The sequence below is a fragment of the Streptomyces yatensis genome (assembly GCF_018069625.1).
GTDB classification, from domain to species: Bacteria; Actinomycetota; Actinomycetes; order Streptomycetales; family Streptomycetaceae; genus Streptomyces; species Streptomyces yatensis.
Map to the genome: position 1 here is coordinate 7,561,978 of NZ_CP072941.1, position 12,948 is coordinate 7,574,925.

Annotated in this window: 11 protein-coding genes; 8 read left to right on the plus strand and 3 right to left on the minus strand. The window is 70.6% G+C overall.

Going from position 1 to position 12,948, the window contains the following annotated elements:
- The first annotated feature begins 91 nt into the window (after window positions 1–91).
- The 3 genes from J8403_RS31495 (at window position 92) to J8403_RS31505 (ending at window position 2,331) form a co-directional block, all read left to right on the plus strand.
- Window positions 92–712, plus strand: coding sequence for a cell division protein SepF (locus tag J8403_RS31495; protein WP_014060002.1), 621 nt, complete (start codon window positions 92–94; stop codon window positions 710–712).
- 82 nt (window positions 713–794) lie between these two features.
- Complete coding sequence (locus tag J8403_RS31500) at window positions 795–1,091, plus strand: YggT family protein (protein ID WP_014060001.1); 297 nt, start codon at window positions 795–797, stop codon at window positions 1,089–1,091.
- A 49-nt stretch (window positions 1,092–1,140) separates the two neighbouring features.
- Window positions 1,141–2,331, plus strand: a complete 1,191-nt coding sequence (locus tag J8403_RS31505) for a DivIVA domain-containing protein (RefSeq protein WP_125759965.1) — start codon at window positions 1,141–1,143, stop codon at window positions 2,329–2,331.
- A 215-nt stretch (window positions 2,332–2,546) separates the two neighbouring features.
- On the opposite strand, the gene ileS is transcribed toward J8403_RS31505, so the two are convergent.
- On the minus strand, window positions 2,547–5,684 hold the full coding sequence (ileS, locus tag J8403_RS31510; RefSeq protein ID WP_211126129.1) for an isoleucine--tRNA ligase: 3,138 nt from the start codon (window positions 5,682–5,684) through the stop codon (window positions 2,547–2,549).
- A gap of 598 nt (window positions 5,685–6,282) precedes the next feature.
- Between ileS and J8403_RS31515 the strand changes: the two genes are divergently transcribed.
- The 4 genes from J8403_RS31515 (at window position 6,283) to J8403_RS31530 (ending at window position 9,248) form a co-directional block, all read left to right on the plus strand.
- Window positions 6,283–7,119 (plus strand): TraR/DksA family transcriptional regulator, encoded by an 837-nt coding sequence (locus tag J8403_RS31515; protein ID WP_211126130.1) that lies wholly within the window; start codon window positions 6,283–6,285, stop codon window positions 7,117–7,119.
- 71 nt (window positions 7,120–7,190) lie between these two features.
- On the plus strand, window positions 7,191–7,778 hold the full coding sequence (gene lspA, locus J8403_RS31520) for a signal peptidase II (RefSeq protein WP_211126131.1): 588 nt from the start codon (window positions 7,191–7,193) through the stop codon (window positions 7,776–7,778).
- Window positions 7,779–7,845: 67 nt separating this feature from the next.
- A complete protein-coding gene (locus J8403_RS31525; protein ID WP_059143467.1) occupies window positions 7,846–8,787 on the plus strand; it encodes an RluA family pseudouridine synthase in 942 nt (313 codons plus the stop codon).
- Between the two features lie 8 nt (window positions 8,788–8,795).
- Window positions 8,796–9,248, plus strand: a complete 453-nt coding sequence (locus J8403_RS31530; protein WP_246586078.1) for a GNAT family N-acetyltransferase — start codon at window positions 8,796–8,798, stop codon at window positions 9,246–9,248.
- 16 nt (window positions 9,249–9,264) lie between these two features.
- On the opposite strand, the gene J8403_RS31535 is transcribed toward J8403_RS31530, so the two are convergent.
- Complete coding sequence (locus J8403_RS31535) at window positions 9,265–10,419, minus strand: mechanosensitive ion channel family protein (RefSeq protein ID WP_211128527.1); 1,155 nt, start codon at window positions 10,417–10,419, stop codon at window positions 9,265–9,267.
- A gap of 119 nt (window positions 10,420–10,538) precedes the next feature.
- Between J8403_RS31535 and J8403_RS31540 the strand changes: the two genes are divergently transcribed.
- The gene (locus J8403_RS31540; protein ID WP_211126133.1) at window positions 10,539–11,129 is read left to right on the plus strand and encodes a dienelactone hydrolase family protein; all 591 of its coding nucleotides are present in this window, start codon (window positions 10,539–10,541) and stop codon (window positions 11,127–11,129) included.
- Window positions 11,130–11,191: 62 nt separating this feature from the next.
- On the opposite strand, the gene J8403_RS31545 is transcribed toward J8403_RS31540, so the two are convergent.
- The gene (locus tag J8403_RS31545) at window positions 11,192–12,835 is read right to left on the minus strand and encodes an alkaline phosphatase D family protein (protein ID WP_211126134.1); all 1,644 of its coding nucleotides are present in this window, start codon (window positions 12,833–12,835) and stop codon (window positions 11,192–11,194) included.
- Between the last annotated feature and the right edge of the window lie 113 nt (window positions 12,836–12,948).

The window sequence follows — 12,948 nt, forward strand, 5'->3', positions numbered from 1 at the left end:
ATGGTCATTCCCGTCAAAAGGCGGGCTGGCCACGTGGATCCATGGCATCCGGTGGCGGAGCCGATCCACCACAGAGCGGAGGACGCAGAGAATGGCCGGCGCGATGCGCAAGATGGCGGTCTACCTCGGCCTCGTGGAGGACGATGGGTACGACGGCCGGGGATTCGACCCCGACGACGACTTCGAGCCCGAGCCGGAGCCCGAACGGGAGCGGGACCGTCGGCGGCATCAGGTAGTGGAGACCGAACCGCGGCCGGAAAGGGGCGAATCTGTGCGAGTCGTCCACCCTCCCGCACAACGTGAACCGGCTCCTCTTGCGGTGGAAACCGGGCGACCCGCGCGAATTGCCCCCGTGGCATCCATCACACCTGAACGTCAGAACTTGGAGAAGAACGCGCCAGTGATCATGCCCAAGGTTGTGTCCGAGCGGGAGCCGTACCGCATCACCACACTGCACCCCCGGACCTACAACGAGGCCCGTACTATCGGGGAACACTTCCGTGAGGGCACTCCCGTGATCATGAATCTGACGGAGATGGACGACACGGATGCGAAGCGACTTGTCGACTTTGCCGCCGGTCTGGTGTTCGGTCTCCATGGGAGCATTGAGCGGGTGACGCAGAAGGTGTTCCTGTTGTCTCCTGCTAACGTCGATGTCACGGCGGAGGACAAGGCCCGTATCGCAGAGGGCGGGTTCTTCAACCAGAGCTGAGACGCAAAAACGGCAAACCGGCAACACCGAGTCATCCGAGGCCGAAAGGCCGAGTACGAACCAGGGGAGAGGGACGCGCGGGATGGGCATCGCACTACAGGTGATCTACATCGCGCTCTACTGCTACCTGATCGTGCTGATCTTCAGGCTCGTGATGGACTATGTCTTCCAGTTCGCGCGCTCGTGGCAACCCGGTAGGGCGATGGTGGTCATCCTCGAGGCCACCTACACTGTCACCGATCCGCCACTCAAGCTGCTGCGGCGGTTCATTCCGCCGCTGCGTCTCGGGGGTGTGGCGCTCGACCTGTCCTTCTTCGTGCTGATGATCATCGTCTGGATCCTGATCACCGTCGTGAGCAATTTTGCGAGCAGGGTGTGAACGATACGGTCTTGCCGATTGCCGACGACTACGTTGAGGTGAAGTAGAGATGCCGTTGACCCCCGAGGACGTGCGGAACAAGCAGTTCACGACCGTCCGCCTCCGAGAAGGCTATGACGAGGACGAGGTCGATGCCTTCCTCGACGAGGTCGAAGCCGAACTGACCCGGCTGCTACGGGAGAACGAGGACCTGCGCGCCAAGCTGGCCGCGGCGACCCGTGCCGCCGCCCAGAGTCAGCAACAAGGTATGCGCAAGCCTCCCGAACAGCAGGAGAGGCCCGGCGCACCTGTGCCCGCCGCCATATCCGGACCGCAGCCGGTGCCGCCCGGCCAGCAGCAGATGGGTGGTCCGCCCCAACTCCCGGGCGGAGCCCCGCAGCTGCCGGCGGGTCCGATGGGCCAGAACGGCCCCGGACCGATGCAGCAGGGCGGACCCGGTCCGATGCAGCAGGGCGGGCCTGGCCCGATGCAGCAGGGCGGACCCGGCCCCATGGGTCAGAACGGTCCGATGGGCCAGAACGGCCCCATGGGTCCCGGCGGTCCCATGGGTGGCCCGATGGGCGGTCCCGGTGGTCCTGGCGGCCCCGGCGGCCCGCAGCTGCCCCAGCCGGGCCAGGGCCCGGGCGGCGACAGCGCCGCACGCGTGCTCTCGCTCGCGCAGCAGACCGCCGACCAGGCGATCGCGGAGGCCCGTTCCGAGGCCAACAAGATCGTCGGCGAGGCCCGTAGCCGCGCCGAGGGCCTGGAGCGGGACGCCCGCGCCAAGGCCGACGCGCTGGAGCGGGACGCGCAGGAGAAGCACCGTGTCGCGATGGGTTCCTTGGAGTCCGCTCGTGCCACGCTCGAGCGCAAGGTCGAGGATCTGCGCGGCTTCGAGCGCGAGTACCGCACGCGGCTGAAGTCGTACCTGGAGAGCCAGCTGCGCCAGCTGGAGAACCAGGCCGACGACTCGCTCGCCCCGCCGCGTACCCCGGCGACCGCTTCGCTGCCGCCGTCCCCGTCGATGAGCGGTTCCATGGCCTCGGCCGGCGCCGGCTCGATGGGCGGCCACACCATGGGTGGCAACCAGACCATGGGCGGCCACAACCAGAACGGCGGAGCGCCGTCCTACGGTGGGCAGCAGCAGATGTCTCCCGCGATGACCCAGCCGATGGCACCGGTGCGGCCGCAGAGTCCGCAGCCGATGCAGCAGGCGCCGAGCCCGATGCGGGGCTTCCTCATCGACGAGGACGACAACTGACGCGGGCCGCGTAGCGCGGAGCGTTCGGCAATCACAAGGGCCGGGCCCGGGAGCATTGAGCTCCCGGGCCCGGCCCTTTGCCGTGCGGGTGGGGTGGCGACCCCGGACGCCCTTCGGGCGTGTCTCAAGCGCCGGACGGGCTGATTCCAGCCCGTCCGGCGCTTGAGGACCGGGGTCCCGGGCGGGCCCCCGGTACGGGAACCCTCGCCCGAGCGTTACGCCTTGCGGAGGCGGAACGTCAGGCCCAGGGGGGCGTCCTCGAAGGGCGTGCCGTACGCGGAGTCGGCCTCGCCCGCGGCGAAGTCGGTCGCGAGGACCTCATCCGCGATCAGCCCCGCGTGATCCGTCAGCGCCTGCCGCAGCTCCTCGTCCGCCGTCTCCCACCGCAGCGCGATCCGGTCGGCCACGTCCAGCCCGCTGTTCTTACGGGCCTCCTGGATCAGCCGGATCGCGTCACGGGCGAGACCCGCGCGGCGCAGCTCCGGGGTGATCTCCAGGTCGAGGGCGACCGTGGCGCCCGCGTCGGAGGCGACCGACCAGCCCTCGCGCGGGGTCTCGGTGATGATGACCTCGTCGGGGGAGAGGGCCACCGTCTCGCCGTCCACCACGACCGACGCGTTCCCCTCGCGCAGCGCGACCGACAGCGCGGCCGCGTCCGCCTCCGCGATCGCCTTGGCGACCGGCTGGGTGCCCTTGCCGAACCGCTTGCCCAGGGCGCGGAAGTTGGCCTTCGCCGTGGTGTCGACCAGCGAGCCGCCGACCTCGCTCAGCGAGGCGAGCGAGGAGACGTTCAGCTCCTCCTCGATCTGGGCGCGCAGTTCGGCGCCCAGGGTTTCGAAGCCGGCCGCCGCGACCAGCGCGCGCGAGAGCGGCTGGCGCGTCTTCACACCGGACTCCGCCCGGGTCGCGCGCCCCAGCTCCACCAGGCGCCGCACCAGCGCCATCTGGGCCGAGAGGGCCGGGTCGATCATCGACCGGTCCGGCTTCGGCCAGCTGGTCAGGTGCACGGAGGCGGGGGCCTCCGGGACCACCGGGACGACCAGGTCCTGCCAGACCCGCTCGGTGATGAAGGGCACCAGGGGCGCCATCAGCCGGGTGACGGTCTCGATGACATCGTGCAGGGTGCGCAGCGCGGCGGCGTCGCCCTGCCAGAAGCGGCGGCGGGAGCGGCGCACGTACCAGTTGGACAGATCGTCGACGAAGGCCGACAGCAGCTTTCCGGCGCGCTGGGTGTCGTACGCCTCCAGGGACTCGGTGACCTGCTCGGTGAGCGTGCCCAGCTCGCCCAGCAGCCAGCGGTCCAGCAGCGGCCGCTCGGCCGGGGCCGGGTCGGCCGCGGACGGCGCCCAGCCCGAGGTGCGGGCGTACAGCGCCTGGAAGGCGACCGTGTTCCAGTAGGTGAGCAGCGTCTTGCGCACGACCTCCTGGATGGTGCCGTGGCCCACCCGCCGGGCCGCCCACGGCGAGCCGCCCGCGGCCATGAACCAGCGCACCGCGTCCGCGCCGTGCTGATCCATCAGCGGGATCGGCTGAAGGATGTTGCCCAGGTGCTTGGACATCTTGCGGCCGTCCTCGGCCAGGATGTGACCGAGGCAGACCACGTTCTCGTACGAGGACTTGTCGAAGACGAGCGTGCCGACCGCCATCAGCGTGTAGAACCAGCCGCGGGTCTGGTCGATGGCCTCGGAGATGAACTGCGCCGGGTAGCGGCTCTCGAAGAGCTCCTTGTTCCGGTACGGGTAGCCGTACTGCGCGAACGGCATCGAGCCCGAGTCGTACCAGGCGTCGATCACCTCGGGCACCCGCTCGGCCGTCAGCGAGCAGCCGTCGGCGGTGCAGGTGAAGGTGATGTCGTCGATGTACGGGCGGTGCGGGTCCAGACCGCTCTGGTCGGTGCCGGTCAGCTCGGAGAGCTCGGCGAGGGAGCCGACGCAGGTGAGATGGGACTCGGCGCAGCGCCAGATGGGCAGCGGGGTGCCCCAGTAGCGGTTGCGCGACAGCGCCCAGTCGATGTTGTTATTGAGCCAGTCGCCATAGCGCCCGGTCTTGACCGATTCGGGATACCAGTTGGTCTTCTCGTTCTCCCGCAACAGCGCGTCCTTGATCGCGGTGGTGCGGATGTACCAGGACGGCTGGGCGTAGTAGAGCAGCGCGGTGTGGCAGCGCCAGCAGTGCGGGTAGCTGTGCTCGTACGGCACATGCCGGAACAGCAGCCCGCGCTCCTTCAAGTCCGCCGTGAGCGCCTCGTCGGCCTTCTTGAAGAACTGGCCGCCGATCAGGTCGAGACCCTCTTCGAAGGTGCCGTCGGGGCGGACCGGGTTGACCACCGGCAGGCCGTAGGCACGGCAGGTCAGCAGGTCGTCCTCGCCGAAGGCGGGGGACTGGTGGACCAGACCGGTGCCGTCCTCGGTCGTCACATAGTCGGCGTTGACGACGTAGTGCGCGTCGGGGATCTCCACCAGCTCGAAGGGGCGCCGATAGGTCCAGCGCTCCATCTCGGCCCCGGTGAAGGATTCCCCGGTGACGGTCCAGCCCTCGCCGAGCGCCTGCCCGACCAGCGGCTCGGCGACGACCAGCTTCTCCTCGCCGTTGGTGGCGACCACATAGCGCACCTGCGGATGCGCGGCCACGGCGGTGTTGGAGACCAGGGTCCACGGCGTGGTCGTCCACACCAGCAGCGCCGCCTCGCCCGCCAGCGGGCCCGAGGTCAGCGGGAAGCGGACGAAGACCGAGGGGTCGACGACCGTCTCGTAGCCCTGGGCCAGCTCGTGGTCGGACAGCCCGGTGCCGCAGCGCGGGCACCAGGGGGCGACCCGGTGGTCCTGGACCAGCAGCCCCTTGTTGAAGATCTCCTTCAGGGACCACCACACCGACTCGATATAGCCGGGGTTCATGGTCCAGTAGGCGCCGTCGAGGTCGGTCCAGAAGCCCATCCGCGTGGTGAGCTCGGCGAAGGCGTCGGTGTGCCGGGTGACGGACTCCCGGCACTTGGCGTTGAACTCGGCGATGCCGTACGCCTCGATGTCCTTCTTGCCGTTGAAGCCCAGCTCCTTCTCGACCGCCAGCTCGACCGGCAGGCCGTGGCAGTCCCAGCCCGCCTTGCGGTCGACGTGGTAGCCCCGCATGGTGCGGAAGCGCGGGAAGACGTCCTTGAAGACGCGGGCCTCGATGTGGTGGGCGCCCGGCATGCCGTTCGCGGTCGGGGGGCCCTCGTAGAAGACCCACTCGGGCCGCCCCTCGGACTGCTCGAGACTACGGGAGAAGATCTTGTTCTCCCGCCAGAAGTCGAGCACGGCGTGCTCGAGGGCGGGCAGGTCGACCTGGGCGGGCACCTGGCGGTACTGCGGCGTCATCGGGGCTCTTCTTCCTCCGGCGGACACGTGCTCTTCCGTTTCCGTCGGAGGGACGAGAGCCGTGCGCTCCCGCGGTACCACCCTCCTTGACCGGCAGCTGGTCGGCTCCCGGCCCCCTCATTGGGATCGCGATGCCGGTTCTACTGACCCAGTGCGGGCGTTCTTCCGGCGGCTCCGGGGTGATCCTTCACATCGCGCTCGCCCCCGGGCTCACACCGTCCCCGGGTCGCTCTGGGCCGCCTACGACGCTACTCGTCCCCATCCACGCCTCTCGCTGCGCCCCAGTGTACGGGGCCGGGGGGACAGGGGCCGACCGAATGCCGCACTGCGCCGAGTGGGGGACGGCCGGCTCCGGGGATTGGCCCGAATGCCGATACGCCGGGTGTCGTGGCCACGGCCGTCACACTCGGTCACCGGTGGGTGCCGGATTCCGGACGGATTACCGGACGCGGTGTGGGGCACAAAGGTGGGGACCGGGTTGTCGTACGGGCAAGCCGGGCGAATCGGGCGGCGTGCCCCGTTGCCGCCCGCCCGGAGTCGATTTATCGTTCCGGAACGATTCGCGCGCAAGATCACAATATGTGAAGGGGCCGCGGCCATGGTGGCGAGAAAGACCGCCGTGCAGAAGAGCACGGCGAAGGCGACGAAGGCCGCGCCCGGCAAGAAGAGCGCCTCGGGCAAGAAGGCCGTCAACAACAAGACCGCGGCCCCCGCCGGAGCCGCCGCGCAAGGCGCCGCCAAGGCGGCCAGGAAGAGCGCCCCGAGGAAGAACTCGGAGACGCCCACCAGGAAGCACGCATCCGCCAAGACGGTCGCGCCGACCGAGGAGGGCGTGACCGGGGAGACCGTGGCCGGGGCCACGGCCGGTAAGACCACGGCCAGGAAGGCCGCGCCCGCCGACAAGGCGGTGCCCGCGAAGAAGACGGGAGCCAGGAAAGTGGTTGCGAAGAAGACTCCGGGTGGTGCGCCGACCGACAAGAAGGCCACGACGACCGCGCCCCCCTTGCCCAAGGCCCGTGCGGCGGGCGCGCCCGTCGACCCCAGCGAGCTCGCCGTCCGCCCGGGCGAGGACCCCTGGTCCGCCGAGGAGGTGGACGAGGCGCGCGCCGGGCTGCTGACCGAGGCCGGCCGGCTGCGCACCGAGATCCTCGCCTCCGAGCAGGCGATCACCGGGCTGATGCGCGACTCCGGCGACGGTGCCGGTGACGACCAGGCCGACACCGGCACCAAGAACATCACGCGCGAGCACGAGATGGCCCTGGCCGGAAACGCCCGCGAGATGCTGCTGCAGACCGAGCGGGCCCTGGACCGGCTGGACACCGGCACCTACGGCCTGTGCGAGAACTGCGGCAATGCGATCGGCAAGGCCCGGATGCAGGCGTTCCCCAGGGCCACGCTGTGCGTCGAGTGCAAGCAGCGCCAGGAGCGGCGCTGACGCCCGTACGCATGTGCCGTACCCTCGTCCCTCACAGGGGGAGACTGGCCCGGACGAGTTGAGGGACTCACGTGACAGAGGCGGAGCAGGCCATCGGTACGCCGGATGCGGGGAAGGCAGAGGAGGGTGCCGGGACCAGCGCTGCCGGAGCCGATGAGGCCGTGGCGGGCAGGGGGAAGCGGCGCGTCGGCGTGCTCCTTACGGTCGCGGCGCTGGCCTATGTGATCGACCTGGTCAGCAAGCTGGCCGTGGTCGCGAAGCTGGAGCACCACGCTCCGGTCGAGGTGATCGGCACCTGGCTGCAGTTCGAGGTGATCCGCAACCGGGGGGCGGCCTTCGGCTTCGGCGAGGCCATGACCATCGTCTTCACGGTGATCGCGGTCGGCGTCATCGTGGTGATCGCGCGGCTGGCCCGCAAGCTCCACAGCCTGCCCTGGGCCGTCGCGCTCGGCCTGCTGCTCGGCGGCGCCTTCGGCAATCTCACCGACCGGATCTTCCGGGCGCCCGGGGACTTCCAGGGGGCGGTCGTGGACTTCATCGCCCCCTCCCACTTCGCGGTCTTCAACCTCGCCGACTCGGCGATCGTCTGCGGCGGCTTCCTGATCGTGATCCTGTCCTTCCGCGGGCTGGACCCGGACGGCACGGTCCACAAGGACTGACCGGCTCCCGGCGGACGGTATCCGACGGGCGTACGAACCGGTGCCCGCGGTCCGGCATACTCGTCGGGTGAGTACGATTCCCGAGATCCGCACCCTGCCCGTACCGGACGGTCTGGAGGGCGAGCGCGTCGACGCCGCGATCGCCCGCATGTTCGGCTTCTCCCGGACCAAGGCGGCCGAGCTGGCCGCCGCCGGAAAGGTGCAGCTCGACGGCAGCGTCGCCGGGAAGTCCGACCGGGTCTCCGGGGGTGCCTGGCTCGAGGTCGAGATGCCGCAGGCCGCGCCGCCGGTGCGGGTCGTCGCCGAGCCCGTCGAGGGCATGGAGATCGTGCACGACGACGAGGACATCGTGGTCGTCTCCAAGCCGGTCGGCGTCGCCGCCCACCCCAGCCCCGGCTGGACCGGCCCCACCGTGATCGGCGGTCTCGCGGCCGCCGGCTTTCGCGTCTCCACCTCGGGCGCCGCCGAGCGCCAGGGGATCGTGCACCGGCTGGACGTCGGCACCTCCGGGCTCATGGTCGTCGCCAAGTCCGAGCTGGCGTACTCCGTGCTCAAGCAGGCCTTCCGCGAGCGCACCGTGGACAAGCGCTACCACGCGCTGGTCCAGGGCCACCCGGACCCGCTGAGCGGCACCATCGACGCCCCGATCGGGCGCCATCCGCAGCACGACTACAAGTGGGCGGTGACGGCGGACGGCAAGCCGAGCGTCACCCACTACGACCTCATCGAGGCGTTCCGGGCCGCGAGCCTGCTGGACATCAAGCTGGAGACCGGCCGCACCCACCAGATCCGGGTGCATATGGCGGCCCACCGCCACCCCTGCGTCGGCGACCTCACCTACGGCGCGGACCCGACGCTCGCCAAGCGGCTGAAGCTGACCCGGCAGTGGCTGCACGCCATGCGGCTCGGCTTCGAGCACCCCGCGCACGGCCAGTGGGTCGAGTTCGAGAGCGCCTACCCGGACGATCTGCGCGGGGCGCTGGACATCGTGAGGGCCGAGAGCGCGTGATCGAGGTCGTGACCGACGGGGACCTGTCCGGCTGCTTCGCGGTCCGCCGGGAGGTCTTCGTGGTGGAGCAGCGGATCCCCGAGGAGGAGGAGATGGACGCGTACGACGCGCACGCCGTCCACCTCCTGGCCACCGACGGCGAGGGCCGCCCGGTGGGCACCGCGCGCTTTCTGCACGGGGCCGCCGCGGACAAGAAGTACGCCCACGCCGGTGTCGACGGCGCCACCACCGCCGTTCTCGGCCGCCTCGCGGTGGCCGGGGCGGCGCGGGGCACGGGGCTGGGGGCCGAGCTGGTGCGGGCCGTCGAGGCGGAGGCCCACCGGCGCGGTCTGGCCGAGGTCTATCTGGAGGCCCAGACCCATGCGCTCGGCTTCTACGAGCGGCTGGGCTACGAGGCGTTCGGCCCCGAGTTCGACGAGGGCAGCGGCATCCCCCACCGCGCGATGCGACGGCCGCTGTAGCTGCCTGACGGCACCCTCACCGTGTGCGCGGGGTGTCCTTGCGGAGCCCGTCCTCGAAGCGGGCGAGACGGTCGTGACCGCCGTGGCGGTCGTGGAGGTCTCGGCCCCGCTCGTGCTCCAGCCGTGCCAGCGGGGGCTGGGCGGCCGGGGCGGTGGCGATGCGCGGCAGGGCGTGCGGATGGGCGTCCCGCAGCCACGTGATCATCTTCTCGCGCACCTCGCAGCGCACGGTCCAGGCGTCGTCCGGGTCCCGCGCGGTGATCAGCGCCCGCACCACGATGGTGCTCGGGGTGGTGTCCGTCACCACCAGGTTCCAGTCCCGGCCGTCCCAGGCCGGGGACTTCTGCACGATCTCGCGCAGCCGCTCTCGCATCTCCTCGATCGGCGCCGTGTGGTCGAGGTGGAACAGGACGGTGGCCACCTTCTGGGTGCCGCCCCGCGACCAGTTCTCGAACGGCTTGTTTGTGAAGTACGACACCGGCATGGTGATCCGGCGCTCGTCCCAGGTCCGTACGGACAGGAAGGTCAGCGTGATCTCCTCGACCGTGCCCCACTCGCCGTCCACGACCACCGTGTCGCCGATCCGCACCATGTCGCCGAAGGCGATCTGCAGCCCCGCGAAGAGGTTCCCCAGCGTGGACTGGGCGGCGACACCGGCGACCACACCGAGGATCCCGGCGGAGGCCAGCATGGAGGTGCCGACCGTGCGCATCGCCGGGAAGGTCAGCAGCATGGCGGAGACCGCCACCACGCCGACGATCGCGGCCACCACCCGCTGGATCAGCGTCACCTGGGTGCGCACCCGGCGCACCCGCGCGGCGTCGTGCGCACTGGAGGCGTAGCGGAAGTAGGAGGACTCCACGACCGCCGAGGAGACCCGCACCACGAGCCACGCCGTCGCCGCGATCAGCACCAGCGCGAGCAGCCTGCCGATCGCCGACTCATGCTCCTGGACAACCCTCGCCTGCGTCTTGTCGTACGAACCGCTCAGCAGCGCCGTGCACACGGTCACCTGCAGCGGAAGCCGGCAGCGCCGCAGATGGCCCCACAAGGGGGTCTCGGGATGCCGGGCATCGACCCTCCGCAGCAGCCAGTCGACGGCCCAGCCGATGAACAGCGTGATGGCCAGTGAGCCGCCGATGACGACGAGCGGACGCAGCACGTCCTCCATGGACACCTACCTCATCCTTCCCTCAGGGAGACTCCGGGTGTCCTGTCCCGCCTTCCCCGGATCCGGTGTCCTCAGACCGGTACTGGCACGATGGGAGGGGGCGATCCACGGAAAGGAAAGTGACAGCGGTGGCCGATACCTCGACGATTGTTCTGTTCCACTCCGCGTACGGGCTGCGGCCCGCCGTACAGGAGGCGGCCGACCGACTGCGTGCGGCCGGGCACGAGGTGGTCGTGCCGGACCTGTACGAGGGGCAGACCGCCGAAACCGTCGAGGACGGCATGGTGATCAAGGAGCGGATCGGCCGCGACGAGCTGCTGAAACGGGCCATCACCGCCGCCGCGCCCTACTCGGACCGCGGGCTGGTCTACGCCGGTTTCTCGCTCGGCGGCGCCCTGGCGCAGAACCTGGCGCTGGCCGACGACAAGGCGCGCGGACTGCTTCTGCTGCACGGCACTTCGGACATCGCCGACGACACCACGGTCGATGAGCTGCCGGTGCAGCTGCACGTGGCCGACCCCGACCCGTTCGAGCCACACGACTGGCTCAACGCCTGGTACCTGCGGATGCGGCGGGCCGGCGCCGATGTGGAGGTCTTCCGCTACGCCGGGGCCGGCCACATCTTCACCGACCCCGAGCTGCCGGACTACGACAAGGAGGCCGCCGAGGCCACCTGGCGGGTGGCGCTCGGCTTCCTGGCCGACCTCTGAGCCCGTGAACCGTCCGAGCCGGTGAACCGTCCGAGCCCGTGAACCGTCGGTGAACCGGTGCGTCAGCGCACGGGTGCGTCGGCGCGCTCGACCCGCTGGCTGCCCGCCTGGGTGCGGTAGGACCGCGCCCAGGCGGTCGTGGCGTTGCGATCGGTCTTGTCGGAGACGGTGTAGTAGTCCATCTGGGCCCGCTGAGGGGTGACATCGAGCACGCCGTAGCCGTGCGAGTCCATGTCCACCCACTTCACATGGCGGTTGGCGGCCCGGATCGCGGCGGCCGCGGCCAAGGACACCGTCTGCGGTGCCACATGGAGCAGATCGTCGAGGTTGTCCGAGGTCACCGAGGTGACCACGAACTCGGTCGCGGCCGACCGGGAGAGCGGATAGGTGGCGGCCTTCACCGGTACGTCGTTGGCCCACGCCATGTGGATGTCACCGGTGAGGAAGACCGTGTTGCCGATCGCGTGGTCGGTGAGGTGGGCGAGCAGCTCGCGCCGGTCGTCCGTATAGCCGTCCCACTGGTCGGTGTTGATGGCCAGCCCGCCCTTGGGCAGCCCCAGCAGCTCGGCGAGCGGGCTCAGCAGCTCGGCGGGGAGGGCCCCGAAGGCGACCGGTGAGATCATCACCGAGTTGCCCACCAGCCGCCAGGTGGTGTCCGAGGCGGTCAGGCCCGACTTCAGCCAGTCCAGCTGGGCGCGGCCGGTCAGGGTGCGCTCCGGGGCGTCCACGTCGCCGCTGCCGGTGGCCGCCTGCTGGGAGCGGAACGAGCGCAGGTCGAGCAGATGGAGATCGGCGAGGGTGCCGTAGCGCAGCCGCCGGTAGGTGGTGCCCTGGGTGGAGGGGCGCACCGGCATCCACTCGAAGTACGCCTGCTTGGCGGCGGCCACCCGCTGGGCCCACGCCCCCTCGGTGCCGGGCGTGTGGTTCTCCGCCCCGCCGGACCAGGCGTCGTTGGCGAACTCGTGGTCGTCCCATATCGCGATCAGGGGGAGCGCGGCGTGCAGCGCCTGGGCGTCGGGGTCGGTCTTGTAGTTCCCGTGCCGGACGCGGTAGTCGGCGAGCGTGACGATCTCGTGGGTGGGGGCGTGCGGGCGGATGACGTCCTTTGTCTCCGGGTATTCGCCGCTCTGGTACTCGTAGATGTAGTCGCCGAGATGGAGCACCGCGTCCAGGTCGGTACGGGCGGCCAGATGGCGGTACGGGGAGAACCAGCCCGCCTCCCAGTTGGCGCAGGAGACCACGCCGAAGCGGACCCCGTCGGCCGCGGTGTCGTGCGCGGGGGTGGTGCGGGTGCGCCCGACGGGGGAGCGGACGCCGCCGTCCACGCCGAAGCGGTAGAAGTAGTCGGTGGCGGGGCGCAGCCCGCGCACATCGGCCTTGACGGTGTGGTCGGTGCCGGCGGCGGCCTTGACGGTGCCGCGGGCGACGACCGAGCGGAAGTCCCGGTCCTCGGCGACCTCCCAGGTCACCTCGATGGCCGGGCCGAGCCCCGAACCGGGCACGGCGTCGGGGGCGGGCGTGATACGGGTCCACAGCAGGATCCCGTCGGGCAGCGGGTCACCCGAGGCGATGCCGTGCAGGAAGGCGGGCCCGGAGCCGGCGTGGGCGGCGGGTCCGGGGACGAGGGGCAGCAGGGCGGCGGCAGCCGCCGCGGCCGTGACGGCGCTGCGGCGCGAGATGTGGAGGTCGGTCACGGCCGAGGACATTACTGACAAGTAGCGTGCGGGGACAGAGGGCTTGGGGGATGTTCGCCCATCCGTCGCCGCCAGGTCACCGCCGACGTCGGCGCGAGATCACCGCCGCCATGGGCGCGAGGTCA